We start from the raw sequence: 16094 nt of genomic DNA, 5'->3' as shown, positions 1-16094 counted from the left end.
TACACTGACGGCTTTTTGTTTTTGGTGTAAAGTAAATCTGATGAAAATAGATATGGCAGAATAGCCATATATGAAATGAGCCACGGCTGAAGTGGCGTAAAATGAGATAAGCTATGAGTTATTTTGGAACGGATGGTATTCGTGGAAAATTTGGGCAAATGCCGATTACACCAGAGTTTGCTTTAAAACTCGGGTTCGCCGCAGGGAAGGTATTAAAACGAACGAGTCCAAAAAATAAACCGCTTGTGGTATTAGGAAAAGATACACGTTTATCTGGCTATATTTTAGAGTCTGCTTTGCAGGCGGGATTAAACGCTGCTGGCGTATATGTTCACTTACTTGGACCATTGCCGACACCGGCTATTGCACATCTTACCCGTGCCTTACATGCGCATGCAGGTATTGTTATTTCTGCATCACATAATCCTTATTTTGATAACGGAATTAAATTTTTCTCAAGTGAAGGTAAAAAATTACCAGATTCATTACAGGAAGAAATTAATAAAGAATTAGAAAAAGAGTTATTTATTGATGACACTGCGAACTTAGGTAAAAGTGTTCGTGTAAATGATGCAAATGGTCGTTACATTGAATTTTGTAAGTCTACATTTCCATATCACTTCGATTTAAATAATTTAAAAATTGTTGTGGATTGTGCACATGGTGCAGCTTATAGCGTTGGTCCATCAGTTTTCCGTGAGTTAGGTGCCAAAGTTGTTGCTCTGTACAACGAACCAGATGGTTTAAATATTAATGAAAACTGTGGTTCGACTCACCCAGAAAGTTTACAAAAAGCAGTAGTTGAGCAAGAAGCTGATCTAGGAATTGCCTTTGATGGCGATGCCGACCGTGTCGTGATGGTTGATAAGTTTGGGAACTTAATTGATGGTGACCACATCTTATATATTTTGGCGACTCAAGCGAAAAACAAGCCAGTAGGTATTGTTGGTACTGTTATGAGTAATATGGCGCTTGAAATTGCACTTGAAAAAGCAAACGTTGGCTTTGTTCGTGCAAAAGTTGGTGACCGCTATGTATTACAAGCATTAGATGAAAATGGATGGGTCACAGGTGGAGAACCATCTGGACATATTTTAACGTTAGATAAGAGCACAACAGGTGATGCGATTATTGCAGCACTTCAAGTGTTAACTGTAATGGTTGAGCAAAATAAAGCGCTCCATGAATTGGTTCAGGACTTTAAATTATTCCCACAAGTGCTTGTAAATATACGTTTAGAACAAATGCTTGATCCATACTCTATTCCAGCATTAGTGACTGAGTTCAATAAAGCAGAAGAACAGCTTAAAGGACGTGGACGTATTTTAGTTCGTAAGTCTGGAACTGAGCCAGTCATTCGTGTCATGGTTGAAGGTGATGACGAACAAGAAGTGAATGCTTTGGCTGAACATTTGGCAAATGCAGTCCGTTCACAAGCGCAAGTTGCATAAGGTGTATGGCATGAGTGATGTCATTAAAGACTTAAGCGAATTACGTTTAAGCTATGAACAAGGTGAATTGTACGAAACACAAGTCGCGAGTCATCCGCATGAACAATTCTTAGGTTGGTTTAATCATGCCTTAGCCGCCAACTTGCACGAACCATATGCGATGTCTTTAGCAACTGCGAGCGCTAGCGGTCGTCCGCATGTCAGAACTGTATTGTTACGCGGTGCGACAGAAGCAGGTTATGATTTTTATACCAACTATGACAGCCAGAAAGGGGCAGATTTGGCAGAAAATCCATATGCTGAACTGTTATTTTATTGGCCTAGTTTAGAGCGTCAGGTGCGAGTAGGTGGTTATGTCGTCAAAATTCCTGAACAGGAATCTACGGACTATTACCATAAGCGTCCACGTGATAGCCAGATTGCAGCTCATATCAGTACACCTCAAAGCGGTAAGATAGAAAGCCGAGAGTTGTTGCAACAGCGTTTTCTAGATTTGCAACAACAAGTTCAAAGCCGTGAAGTACTCGATAAGCCAGAGTTTTGGGGCGGATATCGTCTGCAACCGGACTATTATGAATTCTGGCAAGGACGACCAAATCGTTTACATGACCGCTTGAGTTATGAAAAAATCGACGGTCAATGGACATTGCACCGACTGATGCCTTAAATGACAAAAATACAAATTAAACAAAGACCTTTATTGACGCGCCCTGAACAGTTTCAGGGCGTGCCTCCGTTTATTGCCGAGATTTTGGCAAGACGTGGGGTGCAATCTGAACAAGAATTAGAGCTAAAACTTAAGAACCTGCTTGCTCCAGAGCTCAAAGGGTTGGACGCTGCTGTCGCATTAATGGACCAAGCCATCGATGAGCAGAAAAAAATAGTTATTGTAGGGGACTATGATGCTGATGGTGCAACTAGCACTGCTTTAATGATGCTCGTGCTTCGCGATATGGGAGCAAAAGTCGACTATCTGGTACCAGATCGTTTCAAATATGGTTATGGCCTTACTCCAGCCATTGCTGAGCTTGCTTATCAAACTTATAAACCCGATCTATTAATTACGGTAGATAATGGAATTTCCAGCCATGCTGGTGTTGATGCAGCACATGCCTTAGGCATGCAAGTAATTATTACCGATCATCATTTAACGACCAAAGAAACCCCGCTTGCTGAGGCGGTAGTAAACCCGAACCAATTAGGATGTGAGTTTCCAAGTAAGGCGCTTGCCGGTGTTGGCGTTGCTTTTTATGTACTTGCCAATTTGGCGAGTCTACGCAATAGACAAGGCAAAAGCACAAGTAAGGTGACTCAATATTTAGATTTAGTCGCTTTGGGAACTTATGCCGATGTTGCTGTTTTGGATTATAACAACCGTATTTTGGTTGATGCCGGTGTAAAACGTATTCAGCAACATCATTGTCGAGTAGGGATTTTAGCTTTACTCGATATTGCTGGTCGGGAAGCAACTTCAATACGTGCGCAAGACTTAGGTTTTGTGCTTGGACCACGCATTAATGCTGCTGGACGTATGGAGAGCATGCGCATTGGGATCGAGTGTTTATTAGCAGATTCGATGGAAACTGCTTATCCAATTGCTCAACAATTAAATCAGCTAAATATAGATCGCCGTCAAGTTGAAGGGGAGATGAAGCAACAAGCTTTATCGGCTTTAGATAATTTGCAGCTTTCACAGCAAGATATCCCAGCAGCGCTTGTTCTGTTTGAAGAAAACTGGCACCAAGGTGTCATCGGGATTGTCGCGGGGCGTTTGAAAGAGCAATTCCATCGGCCAACGATTGTTTTTGCACCCGATGAGGATGGCATTCATATTAAGGGCTCAGCACGTTCAATCGATGGTGTTCACATTCGAGATACTATTGAGCAAGTTGCTGAACAACATCCTGAGTTGGTCAGCCATTTTGGTGGACATGCTGCGGCAGCCGGCCTTACGATTCGTAAAGAAAACTTTGAAGCTTTTAAGACAGTATTTAATGATTGTGTCGCTGCGATGGATGAATCAATCTTTCAAGCGACATTATGGACTGATGGTGAGTTACCTGTCTCTGCTTTGCAGTTAGATACCTTGAACTGGATTGAGCAGTTAGGGCCATGGGGACAAAAATTTCCACTGCCTCAATTTGAGGGAAATTTTAAAGTTATCGATTTCCGTTGGCTCAAAGAGACACACCTGAAACTTAGACTAGCGATAGATCAATACAGTTTCGATGCGATTGCTTTTAACGCAGCAGGCCGCTTCGAGTTTGATCCAATGCGTGACCATGTACATTTAGTTTATGAAATAGACCGTAATGTTTTTAATGGCAATGTGAGCTTACAGCTACGAATTGTGCATTTAAATCAATAAAAAAAATCCGCTCAATTGAGCGGATTTTTTAAATCTAGGTAAGATTAGAAGCGGTATGCTGCACGAACACCATAAGTGTTGTCGTTATCACCGAAACCAATACGACCTTCAAGACTTACTTGCTGATTTAAGAATTTTTTAGCATTAATGCCCCATTCGTCTTTATCAGTTAAGTCATTGTTGTAGTAGTCCACACCTAAACTTAAAGTTTTATCGATGTAGTAGTCACCACGCACTTTATATTCGTCAAGGTCACCAAACGCACCATACGCTTCAAGGTTTACGTCATGTTGACCAACTTGAGTTACGTATTTCGCACGAACGGTAGGATCTGCGCCGTCTTTACCGTCTTTTTCGTCATAACCTTTAACACCCAAAGCAAGTAACAAACCTGGTGCTGGTAAGTAACCTACTTCAGCAGCATAAGTTGTAACTTTTTGGTCGTAGTTTGTGTTGTCGATTTCACGTTCATTTCTGCCTACATCACCGCTAAGGTAGAAGTCAGTGTTAGGAACATAGTATTCAACGCCTACGCCATATTGAGTATCTTTAGTACCGCTGTTATCGCCATAGTTAACGTGTGCGTTAACGTTGCTTGCACGGTTTAAGAATGCTGCTTCAGCAAGCGGTGCATTACGTGTTTGAACAGGGTTGAAATAATAAGTCCCATCAACACCAAATTTACTTACGCTGCTGCCGTTATCTGGATCAAGATAAGTGTAAGAACCACCAACTTCAGCTTGGTAAGCGTTTGCTGCGCCACTTACTGCAAGTGCAGATAAAAGAGCTGATGCAATTGCTAGTTTTTTCATGGAATCTCTCCCCTCTAAAAACGATTTTATAAATGTTTTGTTACAACTTTTAGTCTAGAGCAAAATCATTTACCGTCAATCTTGGGCAAGTAACCGGACTGTAACCATGTGCTTTTTCTGTAACTATATTTAATTTAAGATATTGATTTTAAAAAATAAAAACATAATGTTTTATTTTATTAAAATTGAGGAGATTTTGTGTAGAAATTCAAAAGTGCTGGAAAAGTACCCAATTTTGTATGGGGATGTTACGAATTAAGCTTAAAATCTTCTGAAAGAAAATTAAAAAATTTATAAATTGAAATGACAGTTATAAATTAAAGCAGGTTCGAAGATAACCATAGCTATGATAAAATATTCGATTGTTTATCTGTTTTTATGGGAACACTCGCGTGGAAATTAATCCTTATCTAAACCAATTGAAAGACTTAACTGATCGTAGCCAAACACTACGGGGGTATCTTTGACTACGATCTGAAAAAAGAACGTTTAGAAGAAGTTTTACGTGAGTTAGAAGACCCTGCGATCTGGAATGATCAAAACCGTGCTCAGGCAATGGCAAAAGAAAAGGGCGAACTAGAAAACGTTATTAACGTTTTAGATGGTTTATCTACACAGCTTGAAGATGCAAAAGCAATGCTGGATTTAGCTGTTGAAGCTGATGATGAAAGCTTGCTGGTAGATGTACAATCTGAGCTTGGCGCTGCCGAAGAAGAATTAGCAAAACTTGAATTCCGCCGTATGTTTAGCAACCCAATGGATCCGAATCCTTGCTATGTCGAGATTCAAGCAGGTTCAGGCGGTACAGAAGCACAAGATTGGGCTTCAATGTTATTACGTATGTATATGCGCTGGATTGAACGTCACGGTTTTAAAGCAGAACTTATGGAAGTATCTGATGGTGATGTAGCAGGTATCAAATCTGCAACGATTCGCGTTGAAGGTGAATATGCATATGGCTGGTTACGTACAGAATCTGGTGTACACCGTTTAGTGCGTAAGTCACCATTTGACAGTGGTAACCGCCGTCATACGTCATTCTCTGCGGTATTTATTTCACCAGAAGTTGATGACAATATCGAAATCGATATTAATCCTTCTGATGTTCGTACCGATACTTACCGTGCATCTGGTGCAGGTGGTCAGCACATTAACAAAACAGATTCAGCAGTTCGTTTGACGCACATTCCATCAGGTATTGTGGTTGCATGTCAGAACCAACGTTCACAACATGCGAACCGTGATCATGCATGGAAACAGTTACGTGCAAAATTGTATGAACTAGAAATGCAAAAACGTAATGAAGCAGCTCAAGCACTTGAAGACTCGAAGTCTGATATTGGTTGGGGTAGCCAAATTCGTTCTTATGTACTTGATGACTCTCGTATTAAGGACTTACGTACAGGTGTTGAAAACTCAAATACTGGTGCAGTTCTTGACGGTGATCTTGATCGCTTCATTGAAGCGAGTTTAAAGCAGGGGTTATAAGAGTCTTTTGAACTTTTAGTTCTTTAAACTCTTAAATTTTTAGCGATTAAAACGGCAAAGCAGTTCAGTGATCGGAAGTTAATCGGAAAAATACGATATGAATATCGAAAAAAATGGATATGAATATCGAAAAAATGCGATATTATGTTTTCGAAATGCTGAACAAAGCTTTGTTCGTTTAAAAGACGTGTTGAGCCTATGGATATTGATGCAATTAGCAAAGCCCTAGCCAATCCTCTTCGTCGGCAGATTCTGCAATGGTTAAAGGAACCTGCGCATTATTTACCGGTAGAAGAATGTGGTGGTAGTTTTGAAAAAGGGGTTTGCGCAGGTCATATTGAACGTTTGGGTAAAGTAGCTCAGTCTACAATGTCCAATCATTTGTCTGTATTACAGCAGGCTGGTCTCATTCAGGTCCAAAAATATGGACAATGGTCTTATTTTTCACGTAACGAAGCTTTGATTCAGCAATATATCGAACATTTAAAACAAACACTTTAAAACAAATAAAGTGTAAGTCGAGGCGATCATGGCTGAACTCAATACTCCCTTAACAGTTGGTGATTTTGAAATTAAAAATCGACTGGTAATGGCCCCATTAACACGTGCACGTAGTGGAGAAAGTCGTGTTCCAAACGACTTAATGGTGGAATATTATCAGCAACGTGCAAATGCTGGTCTCATTCTCACTGAAGCAACAGTGATTGGTTCAAAAACTGTGGGTTATGCAGACACCCCTGGACTATGGTCACAAGAGCAGGCACAAGCGTGGAATAAGATTATTGAAGCAGTTCATGCACAAGGTTCAAAAATTGTAGTTCAACTTTGGCATGTGGGTCGTATTTCCGATCCTGAACTCTTGGATGGTGATATTCCTGTTGCTCCAAGTGCAATTCAACCTGCGGGTGAAGTGAGTTTATTACGCCCTAAACGCCCATATGTAAAACCACGTGCGCTTTCGATTGAAGAAATTAAAGAAGTTGTTGCTCAATATAAACATTCAGCAGAACTAGCTAAAGCAGCAGGTTTTGATGGTGTTGAATTACATGCTGCAAATGGTTATTTAATTGACCAGTTCCTTCAAAGTAATACCAACCAACGTGATGATGAGTATGGCGGTCCAGTTGAAAACCGCGCCCGCTTGTTATTGGAAGTGGTTGATGCATTTATTGAGGTGTGGGGCGCTGGCCGAGTAGGTGTACATATTGCACCGCGTGGCGACTCTCATGATATGGGTGATGAAAATCCGCTAGCGACATTCGGTTATGTGGTTGAACAATTAAGTCAACGTAATGTTGCTTTCATTTTCTCTCGTGAATATGAAGCAGCCGATAGTATCGGTCCACAATTACGTCAAAAATTTAATGGCGTGTGGATTGCCAATGAAAACCTGACACCAGAGTCAGCAAAACGTATTTTGCGTGAAGGTCAGGCAGATGCTGTATCTTTTGGTAAGGCTTATATTGCTAACCCTGATCTATTACAACGTTTAGAGCAAGGTCTGCCATTAAATGAGCTTCAACCAACGACTTTATATGCTAAAGGCGCTGAAGGTTATACGGACTATCCTGCTTTAGAAGCTTCTTAAAATCATTATTTTATTTAGATTTACTATTTACTGAACTTGCTCTTTTGTGAGTTCAGTCAATGACTTTTCTTGTATATGGTAGAGTTTAGGTATCGAAACTCTGCCATTTTTTTTATCTATGTTATATTTTCCCCAGTTTTTAAATTTTGACTATTTGAGGCAAACCGCTTGGCGACCCCTTTTTGGTACAACACAGCACTCCATTTATTAAAACCGTTTTATCGTTGGCGGATAAAAAGACGTGCAGAAAGTCTGGAATTATATCATCAGGAATGTCTGGAACGATTTGGGCCGTTTGAAGATCCGAAAAATATAAAAGCCATCTGGTTTCATGCGGTTTCAGTTGGAGAAACCAATGCTGCGCAGCCACTTATTGAGCACTATCTCAAACTAGGCCAGCCAGTTTTAGTGACCAATACTACAAAAACTGGTCAGGCACGCGCTAAGTCACTTTTTTTAAAAGAGCCATATCTAGATTTATTCCAAGCAGTTTATTTGCCTGTAGATCAAAAGCCTCTTTTAAAACAATTCTTCGAATCATACAAACCGAGACTTTTAGCATTAGTTGAAACTGAGCTTTGGCCAAATTTAATTGATCAAGCCAAATTACAGCATGTACCATGTTTATTACTTAATGCTCGTTTATCTGAAAAGTCAGCAAAAGGCTATAGTAAAGTCTCAAGTTTAACTGCCGGTATGTTAAAGCAAATCGATTGGGTATTAGCACAAGATAGTGCAACCCGTCAGCGTTATGTCGAACTTGGTTTAGACGAGCATAAAAGTCAGGTTGTTGGAAATATTAAATTTGATATTCATGCACCTGAGGCTTTTATTAAGCAAGCTGCCCAATTGCATCAGCAGTGGTATTTGGAAAACCGTCAGGTTGTGACGATTGCCAGTACACATGCACCTGAAGAACAACAAATTTTAGAAGCACTTGCGCCTCATTTAAATTCAGACCGTGATTTGGTGTGTATTGTGGTGCCTCGTCATCCTGAACGTTTCGACGAAGTGTTTGAAATTTGCCAAAATTTAAATTTAGTTACGCATCGTAGAAGTATGGGACAGAGTATCCATGCGAGCACACAGGTTTATTTAGCCGACAGCATGGGGGAGCTTTGGTTATGGTATGCCTTAAGTCAGGTGTGCTTTGTAGGTGGTTCTTTAAATGAGCCGGGTGGCGGACATAATATTTTAGAACCGATGGTTTTAAATGTACCTACAGTGGTTGGACCCCGTTACTTTAACTTTCAAACGATTGTTGATGAATTTATTGATGAAAATGCTGTGCTTATCGCTCAAGATGCACAGCAGGTCGTTGATATCTGGCTAGCGTGTCTGGCAGAACCTGAGGCGACTGAACAGCTAGTGGCACAGGCGCATAAAGTATTGCATCGTAATCAAGGTTCATTACAAAAACATATTGGGGTGATTAATCGCTATCTGGCCGAAAAATCATGAATATTGTTTTACTAGAGCCTGAAGATGTTCAATCGGATACATGGTCTATCCATTCAAAACGTCAATTACAGCATTTACGTGAACATCTTGATATCACGGTCGGCCAGAACCTAAAAGTTGGTATTCGCAACGGCGTCCGTTATATCACTGAAATTGTTTCAATGAATGAGCACGAAGTCCGTATACGGCCTATTCGTGAAGAAGCAGTACCAGCAAAACTTCCGGTTCATTTAATTGTGGCTTTGCCACGGCCTAAAGTCTTACGTCGCCTAATTATGGACAGTGTGACTTTAGGTGTTGAAAAGATAAGCCTAATTCATAGTTATCGCGTTGATAAAAGCTATTGGCAAACGCCATTTTTACAGCAAATTGATCAATACGTTACGCTTGGACTTGAGCAAGCAGGCGACACAATTGTTCCTGAAATTCAAATGTATAAACGTTTTAAACCTTTTGTTGAAGACGTTTTGCCAACCCTAATTTCAGAAGAATCTCCTGCCTACGTGGCTCACCCTTATGCCGAGCAGAGTATGCCAATTAATATTAGCCATGCTTGTAGTGTAGTGGTCGGGCCGGAAGGGGGATTTATTCCCTATGAAGTTGATTTACTTATAAAAAACGGCTGCCAAGCGATGAGCTTAGGCAACCGTATTTTAAGAACCGAAACGTCTATTTCTTATATTTTAGGGCGTTTATTTAGCTGAGTTCTCAGCATTCAATGGCGAATGATTAGCGGCCATTTTTAATTCCTGAATAGGGTAAGGAATATTAATGCCATTTGCATTGAAGGCTTGTTTTACTTCAGCTTGAATAGTGCTTGTAGATGACGAAATATCTGTCTCAGTGGTATTAATCCACCAACGTACCGTAAGGTTAACCGAGAAGTCTGCTAGAGCTGTCACGTTAACCGAGAAAGCAGGTTGGCTGAGTACATTACGGTCATTATTGAGAATATCTAAAATAATTTGTTTCGCTTTTTGCTCATCGTCATCATAACCAATACCGACTACGAACTCACAGCGACGTTGTTGGTAAGCCGTATTTACCGTTAAAGCACTCGTATAAACGGTTGCATTTGGAATAACGATACGACGGCCATCCGGTGAGCGCAGGAACGTTGCACGAATCTGAATATCTTCTACAGTTCCTTCAAGTGAATTCACTACAATCGAATCGCCAATACGGAATGGCTCGCTCAATAAAATCAAAATACCTGAAAGCAGGTTTTGGAAAATATCTTTAAATGCAAAACCAATTGCGACCGAACCAATACCCAATGCACTCATGAGTTGGCCTGGCGTAAACCCTGGAATCATAATGACTAAAGCAATTAAGAAACCAAAGAATAAGATTGCTGTACTACCGACACGGTTTAAAACAAGAACCAAATTTTGGCGAGTATAAGAACGATTTTCTAAAGTTTTACGCACGAAGAATTTAAATAATTTGGTCAGTAGCCAAAAAATAATAAAAACGGTAATCGCAATACAGATATAAGGTACACGTTCCCAAAAACTATCTACGATTTTGTCGATAGTAGTATAGGCATCATGGTATTTCTCGGTATGTGCTAAAACCGTTTGTGTGGTTTTAGTACCTGCTTCTTGCAAAAGTTCGCCTGTATTTTTTGCAACATCCGTTAAGGATTTTTGTTCATCAGCCACGACAAGTCTCTAATTAAATAAATTCATGAAAGCCTTTTTAGCTTTCATCATAGTAGGAGATAAAATGTGCGCCTACTATAATGAGTTCATCTAAATAATAAAGTGTTTTTTAATTAAAAGTATTGCGTTCCTTTTTGTAAAATTTGTGTTGGGGTTTGGATAGTATCGGTACCAGAGAAGTAGTAAAAAAAGCCTGCGGTAGAAATAAGGCTAATTAAAATAGCGATTAAAATAAGCCAAGCCATCAGTTTCTCGATAAAGGTTGAAGGCCGAACAGGGCCATACTGATTTGGGCCTGCAGTACCAGAAGCAAGTAATAAATAGATCATAAAAAAGAACTGAACCACCGGAATAAATAACAACAGGCCCATCCAGCCACTTTTATTTAAATCGTGTAAGCGCCGAACGACCAGAATAATATTGAGGTAGATCAAAAATAGCCAAAAAGCCCATACTACTAAGGCACTTACGCCGGAAAGAGAGCTATAAAACTCAAAATTAAATAGATCGCTTGAAAGCTGAAAACTTCCAAGAAAGGAAGCTAAAATGAAATAACCTATAAGTGTAATTAAATAAATTAGGCCATATCCACCTAAATAACTCATGCGGTTAAAGCGACCATGAATTGAAAAAGGACTATCTTTAAACGGAAGCTCTGGTGGTCGTGAAGAGGGAGTTTCGGCAAACATCTTATTTTATTCCTGCACTGCTTCTAAAAGCTAAAATAAACTTTGTTGATGGTCAAAACCATCAAAACTTAAAAAAATTATAAAAGTAAAAGCTATAGACAAATGTTTTAAATCAACTTAATTTTATAAAAATGTTCACAATTTCGTATGTTTGAGTAAGTGGTTAATATATGACCAAAGTCGGATTGTTTTGACTTTGAGAGAGTCATCATACTGAAAAGGCATACAAATAAGATCCAGTAAAATAATAGCCACAGTCTCGAGATGGGATGCACAAGATCAAGGAAGTTGCGTATGAATGAGATCTATCCAGTACCAGAGGAATTTAAAAAAACAGCTCGTACTGTTGAAGCAGACTACTTTAAACGTTATCAACACTCTATCGAGAACCCAGATGAATTCTGGGCAGAGCAAGCTAAAATTGTCGATTGGATAAAGCCATTTACCCAAGTTAAAAATACCAGTTTTGACAAAGACAATTTCAAAATTGAGTGGTTTGCTGATGGTGAGTTGAACGTTTCAGCAAACTGTTTGGACAGGCATCTTAAAGAACATCCACATAACCCTGCCATTATTTGGGAAGGTGACCATCCTTCTCGTCATAAAATCGTTTCTTATAAAGAATTACACGATGAAGTCTGCCGCTTTGCCAACGTTTTGAAGAAATATGGCATTGGTAAAGGTGACCGCGTTGTGCTGTATATGCCAATGGTGACTGAGGCTGCAATTGCCATGTTAGCCTGTGCCCGTATTGGTGCAGTTCACTGTGTGGTATTTGGTGGCTTCTCGCCAGACTCTTTGGCAAGCCGTATTGAAGACAGCCAAGCTAAACTTGTAATTACCGCAGACTCAAGCCTACGTGCCGGTAAGCTGTTACCACTTAAAGAAAATGTCGATTTGGCTTTAGCATTGCCGGGTACCGAATGTGTTGAAAATGTGATTGTGGTTTACCGTAATGCAAACCCAATCGAAATGAAGCCAGGCCGTGATTTGTGGTATCACCTTATTATTATGGAGGTGGATGCTGACTGTCCTCCAGAACCAATGAAGGCAGAAGACCCTTTATTTATTCTTTATACCTCAGGCTCAACAGGTAAACCCAAAGGTGTGTTGCATACCACAGGCGGTTATCTGGTCTATGTAACCAGTACTTTCAAAGAAGTCTTCGATTTAAAACAAGACGATGTGTATTGGTGTACAGCCGATATTGGTTGGATTACAGGGCATAGTTATCTGATTTATGGTCCGTTGGCAAATGGTACGACCACCTTAATGTTCGAAGGTGTACCTCAATATCCAACATGGGCACGTCTTGGTCATGTGGTCGATAAACATAAAGTTTCTATCTTGTATACAGCGCCAACCGCGATTCGTGCCATGATGCGAGAAGGCGATTCGTATGTACGCGAAAGTAATCGTAGCAGTTTACGTTTACTCGGTTCGGTCGGTGAACCTATTAACCCTGAGGCTTGGAACTGGTACTACAACGTTGTTGGTGAAGGCCGCTGTCCGATTGTTGATACATGGTGGCAAACCGAAACAGGCGGTATTTTGATTGCTCCATTACCGGGTGCAACAGCATTAAAACCGGGTTCGGCAACGCGTCCGTTATTTGGTATTCAACCCGCAATTGTAGATGGCGAGGGCAATGAGCTAGAAGGTGCCGCTGAAGGTAATCTAGTCATTAAAGATTCATGGCCGGGTCAGATGCGTACCATTTGGGGCGATCCTGATCGCTTTATCGAGGCGTACTTCTCAACCTTTAAAAATACTTATTTTACAGGTGATGGTGCTCGCCGTGATCAAGATGGTTATTACTGGATTACAGGTCGTGTTGACGATGTCTTAAACGTTTCAGGTCACCGTTTAGGTACGGCTGAAATTGAAAGTGCTCTTGTTTCACATGAATCGGTGGCAGAAGCTGCGGTGGTGGGTATGCCGCATGATATTAAAGGGCAAGGTATTTGTACTTTTGTGACCTTACAGGCGGGTGTTCCAGAGTCGGAAGAACTGCGTAAAGAGTTAATTAACTGGGTACGTAAAGTGCTTGGTCCAGTGGCTTCACCCGATGCACTGCATTGGGCACCAGCATTACCGAAAACGCGTTCTGGTAAAATCATGCGCCGTATTTTAAGAAAGATTGCGGCCAATGAGCTGGATAGTTTAGGTGACACTTCAACTTTGGCTGAACCTGCTGTAGTAGATCAGTTAATTGCAACGGTTTATCCTGATAAGCAAAAATAATCTCTAAGAAAAGCCCCATTTGGGGCTTTTCTATTGAGCTCGATTAAGAGCTTGCTAAAAAGTCAGCAGTATTTTGTACATTCGCGAATGTACTCAGCGCAGTTAAAAAAGCTGTTTGTACGTCTTCTGCTTTTGCAGTCTTCCCAGCATAGCTTAAATCACGAGTTGCCGTTGCATCTGCAATTAAGATGGGTTGATAGCCCAGTTCTTTGGCTGCGCGTGTGCCTGAATCAATACACATATGAGTCATCATGCCTGTAATCACGAGTTGCTCAATTTGATGTGCTTTTAAACGTTCATCTAAATTGGTTTCTAAAAAACTGTTTGGATAGTGCTTTGTTACGATTAATGAATCACTACCGACACTAAGTTCAGGATGAAGTAAAACCCCATCTGTATTTTCTTGGAAGAAACTCGCTTGTGGTGGGTTAATATGTTGCACATAAATAATCGGTAAATTTTTCTCGTTAAAATATTGTTCAAGCTGCTTTATTTTATCGAGCGCTTGATCTGGCCCAACCAATTCCATTTTGCCATTTTTAAAATAATCATTTTGAACATCGATAACTAACAGTGCTTGTTTCATGAGAACACTCTTGTTCATATAAGATAAAACAAGGTTATTCTCTGTCAGTAAAATCGGCTATAGTCAGATGAAAGCATTACCGCCAGTTTTCTTTCGCCATGAAAAATGAATATTGAATTAGACCCGATTGATCTAAAAATTATTGCATTGCTTAAACAGGATTCTCGTCTGACAAATAAAGAAATCGGGCAGCGTGTTCACCGGACGGGGCAGGCAGTGGGTGCTCGAATTGCTCAGTTAATGGATGCTGGTGTCATCAAAAATTATACGATTGCCGTGCAATATTCGTATAAACAATTTATTCATTTACATTTAAATGAACAACGCGCTTTTGAAGAAATTGAAAATTTAGTGAAGCAATACGAACAAATCGATGAATGCTTTAAAGTCATGGGCAATGCTTGTTATATGATTGTCAGTCATTTTGAACCTGCAGCATTAAATGAATTTATTGAGGTTCTTTCAAAATGGTGCCGATATTCGGTTGAAACAGTCGTTCGAGAAGTTGAGAAACCTTAAAAAATAAAAGCTCCAAGCCGAGTCTTGGAGCCAATAAAACTTTATTTTAATTTGTTGTTTTTATTATCTTGCGCTGTTTTAACTGGAGTTTTTTAGGCTGATTTCGCTTGGATTTCTACCTCCTTTTCCTGTTGAAGTTCTAACTGACGAACGAGCGGCAGCACTTTTTCTCCGAAATATTCCACCTCTTCAATAAAGTGTAAGAATCCGGAAAGTACCAAATCGACACCTACATTTTTAAGCGCCACAATACGCTCTGCAATTTGCTGAGGTGTACCAATTAAATTGGTTTTAAAGCCATCGTTGTATTGCACTAAATCTTCAAAAGTTGATTTTGCCCAGTTACCTTGTTGCTCTGGAGAAGCTGCACCTGCTTCACGAGTTGCATCGCCAAAGGCATTTACGGCTTCAGTGTTGGCTTTATCAATAATTTCTTGCAGTACCGCTTTTGCTTCTTCTTCGGTATCTCTAGCAATAATGAAAGCGTTCACCCCAATTTTAACTTGATGGTTATTGGCTTTTGCTTTGGTACGAATGTCTTCTACTTGTTTTTGAATTTCTTCGACGGTATTGCCGTTAGTGAAATACCAGTCAGAAACGCGAGAAGCCATATCACGTGCAGCACGTGAGCTACCACCTTGGAAAATTTCAATATAAGGCTTTTGCAAAGGTTTCGGTTTAAGCGTGTAGTTTTGGAACTGGTAGTATTTACCATCGAAACTATAGTTGTCGGTGGTCCAGATGCCTTTTAGCGTGCGAATAAATTCTTCGGAGCGGACATAACGTTCATCATGCTCAGGCCACTCTTCACCAATCGCATCAAACTCGCCTCTGAACCAGCCACTCACCACGTTAATTGCAATACGGCCTTGAGTTAAATAGTCAATTGTAGCCAGCTGTTTAGCCGCAAGTGCCGGTTTCCAAGGGCCGGGCAGAATAGCTGCAATCACTTTAAGTTTCTCAGTTTTTGCCAGTAATGCATGACTGAAACTCACAGATTCATGCTGGTTTTCTGCCCCATAGCCCGCCGTAAAACGAATTTGAGTGAGCGCATATTCAAAACCATTGTTTTCGGCTGCCTGTGCAAGTCGAACATTGTAGTCATAACTCCAGTCTGTACGCTGTTCGATGTTACTTACGACAAGGCCACCGCTTACATTTGGTACCCAATAAGCAAATTTAATCGGTTGTTGTAATTGCGTCATGGTGCGCTCTCCCCATTCG

The 16094-nt window shown here is 40.4% G+C and carries 15 protein-coding genes; 10 read left to right on the top strand and 5 right to left on the bottom strand.

Going from position 1 to position 16094, the window contains the following annotated elements; translation table 11 throughout:
• Positions 1 to 113 precede the first annotated feature (113 nt).
• From glmM to recJ, 3 genes are read left to right on the top strand one after another with little or no spacing between them, the layout of a single operon-like run.
• Positions 114 to 1451, top strand: a complete 1338-nt coding sequence (glmM, locus tag J678_RS08750; RefSeq protein WP_002053874.1) for a phosphoglucosamine mutase — start codon at positions 114 to 116, stop codon at positions 1449 to 1451.
• A gap of 10 nt (positions 1452 to 1461) precedes the next feature.
• Positions 1462 to 2118 (top strand): pyridoxamine 5'-phosphate oxidase, encoded by a 657-nt coding sequence (gene pdxH, locus J678_RS08745; protein ID WP_031955578.1) that lies wholly within the window; start codon positions 1462 to 1464, stop codon positions 2116 to 2118.
• Positions 2119 to 3819: a single-stranded-DNA-specific exonuclease RecJ gene (recJ, locus tag J678_RS08740; protein WP_031955579.1), complete on the top strand. Its 1701-nt coding sequence runs from the start codon at positions 2119 to 2121 to the stop codon at positions 3817 to 3819.
• A 44-nt stretch (positions 3820 to 3863) separates the two neighbouring features.
• On the opposite strand, the gene J678_RS08735 is transcribed toward recJ, so the two are convergent.
• A complete protein-coding gene (locus tag J678_RS08735; RefSeq protein WP_002053751.1) occupies positions 3864 to 4631 on the bottom strand; it encodes a putative porin in 768 nt (255 codons plus the stop codon).
• Between the two features lie 392 nt (positions 4632 to 5023).
• Here J678_RS08735 and prfB point away from each other — a divergent pair.
• The 5 genes from prfB to J678_RS08710 all read left to right on the top strand — a co-directional run bounded on the left by prfB (position 5024) and on the right by J678_RS08710 (position 9872).
• Positions 5024 to 6119 (top strand): peptide chain release factor 2 gene (gene prfB, locus J678_RS08730; RefSeq protein WP_099143691.1). Its coding sequence is split into 2 segments (ribosomal slippage): positions 5024 to 5095 and positions 5097 to 6119, totalling 1095 coding nucleotides; the frame shifts between segments, so codons are not numbered across the junction.
• A 198-nt stretch (positions 6120 to 6317) separates the two neighbouring features.
• Positions 6318 to 6620 (top strand): ArsR/SmtB family transcription factor, encoded by a 303-nt coding sequence (locus tag J678_RS08725; protein ID WP_002053977.1) that lies wholly within the window; start codon positions 6318 to 6320, stop codon positions 6618 to 6620.
• A 28-nt stretch (positions 6621 to 6648) separates the two neighbouring features.
• Complete coding sequence (locus tag J678_RS08720; RefSeq protein WP_004711502.1) at positions 6649 to 7707, top strand: alkene reductase; 1059 nt, start codon at positions 6649 to 6651, stop codon at positions 7705 to 7707.
• Positions 7708 to 7875: 168 nt separating this feature from the next.
• On the top strand, positions 7876 to 9168 hold the full coding sequence (locus J678_RS08715) for a 3-deoxy-D-manno-octulosonic acid transferase (protein WP_031955581.1): 1293 nt from the start codon (positions 7876 to 7878) through the stop codon (positions 9166 to 9168).
• Complete coding sequence (locus tag J678_RS08710; protein WP_031955582.1) at positions 9165 to 9872, top strand: 16S rRNA (uracil(1498)-N(3))-methyltransferase; 708 nt, start codon at positions 9165 to 9167, stop codon at positions 9870 to 9872. Before J678_RS08715 ends, J678_RS08710 begins: the two co-directional genes overlap by 4 nt.
• Here the strand turns inward: J678_RS08710 and J678_RS08705 are convergent.
• Positions 9861 to 10832: a mechanosensitive ion channel family protein gene (locus J678_RS08705; protein WP_002053811.1), complete on the bottom strand. Its 972-nt coding sequence runs from the start codon at positions 10830 to 10832 to the stop codon at positions 9861 to 9863. The genes J678_RS08710 and J678_RS08705 overlap by 12 nt on opposite strands.
• Positions 10833 to 10945: 113 nt before the next feature.
• Positions 10946 to 11521, bottom strand: coding sequence for a DUF805 domain-containing protein (locus J678_RS08700; protein ID WP_002053807.1), 576 nt, complete (start codon positions 11519 to 11521; stop codon positions 10946 to 10948).
• Positions 11522 to 11815: 294 nt separating this feature from the next.
• On the opposite strand from J678_RS08700, the gene acs reads away from it, so the two are divergent.
• Entirely contained in the window at positions 11816 to 13765 is a 1950-nt protein-coding gene (gene acs / locus J678_RS08695) for an acetate--CoA ligase (RefSeq protein ID WP_031955583.1), read from the top strand.
• Positions 13766 to 13808: 43 nt separating this feature from the next.
• On the opposite strand, the gene J678_RS08690 is transcribed toward acs, so the two are convergent.
• The gene (locus tag J678_RS08690) at positions 13809 to 14351 is read right to left on the bottom strand and encodes a cysteine hydrolase family protein (protein ID WP_031955584.1); all 543 of its coding nucleotides are present in this window, start codon (positions 14349 to 14351) and stop codon (positions 13809 to 13811) included.
• 105 nt (positions 14352 to 14456) lie between these two features.
• On the opposite strand from J678_RS08690, the gene J678_RS08685 reads away from it, so the two are divergent.
• Positions 14457 to 14870 carry an Lrp/AsnC family transcriptional regulator gene (locus tag J678_RS08685; protein ID WP_022576051.1) on the top strand — a complete coding sequence of 138 codons (414 nt, stop codon included), beginning with the start codon at positions 14457 to 14459 and terminating at the stop codon, positions 14868 to 14870.
• Between the two features lie 92 nt (positions 14871 to 14962).
• Here the strand turns inward: J678_RS08685 and sfnG are convergent, their stop codons facing one another.
• The gene (gene sfnG / locus J678_RS08680) at positions 14963 to 16075 is read right to left on the bottom strand and encodes a dimethylsulfone monooxygenase SfnG (protein ID WP_031955585.1); all 1113 of its coding nucleotides are present in this window, start codon (positions 16073 to 16075) and stop codon (positions 14963 to 14965) included.
• Between the last annotated feature and the right edge of the window lie 19 nt (positions 16076 to 16094).

Origin of the sequence: Acinetobacter sp. 1424608 (assembly GCF_000588255.1) — a bacterium.
GTDB lineage: Bacteria > Pseudomonadota > Gammaproteobacteria > Pseudomonadales > Moraxellaceae > Acinetobacter > Acinetobacter nosocomialis.
The sequence above is the reverse complement of the archived record's forward strand: the minus strand, read 5'-3'. Positions and strand labels throughout refer to the sequence as shown.

Bases quoted from the DNA above. Each gene is read 5' to 3' on its own strand.
- J678_RS08725 (WP_002053977.1), top strand. From the start codon at position 6,318: ATGGATATTGATGCAATTAGCAAAGCCCTAGCCAATCCTCTTCGTCGG.
- J678_RS08690 (WP_031955584.1), bottom strand. From the start codon at position 14,351: ATGAAACAAGCACTGTTAGTTATCGATGTTCAAAATGATTATTTTAAA.
- J678_RS08700 (WP_002053807.1), bottom strand. From the start codon at position 11,521: ATGTTTGCCGAAACTCCCTCTTCACGACCACCAGAGCTTCCGTTTAAA.
- recJ (WP_031955579.1), top strand. From the start codon at position 2,119: ATGACAAAAATACAAATTAAACAAAGACCTTTATTGACGCGCCCTGAA.
- glmM (WP_002053874.1), top strand. From the start codon at position 114: ATGAGTTATTTTGGAACGGATGGTATTCGTGGAAAATTTGGGCAAATG.
- J678_RS08685 (WP_022576051.1), top strand. From the start codon at position 14,457: ATGAATATTGAATTAGACCCGATTGATCTAAAAATTATTGCATTGCTT.
- J678_RS08710 (WP_031955582.1), top strand. From the start codon at position 9,165: ATGAATATTGTTTTACTAGAGCCTGAAGATGTTCAATCGGATACATGG.
- J678_RS08735 (WP_002053751.1), bottom strand. From the start codon at position 4,631: ATGAAAAAACTAGCAATTGCATCAGCTCTTTTATCTGCACTTGCAGTA.
- pdxH (WP_031955578.1), top strand. From the start codon at position 1,462: ATGAGTGATGTCATTAAAGACTTAAGCGAATTACGTTTAAGCTATGAA.
- J678_RS08720 (WP_004711502.1), top strand. From the start codon at position 6,649: ATGGCTGAACTCAATACTCCCTTAACAGTTGGTGATTTTGAAATTAAA.
- acs (WP_031955583.1), top strand. From the start codon at position 11,816: ATGAATGAGATCTATCCAGTACCAGAGGAATTTAAAAAAACAGCTCGT.
- sfnG (WP_031955585.1), bottom strand. From the start codon at position 16,075: ATGACGCAATTACAACAACCGATTAAATTTGCTTATTGGGTACCAAAT.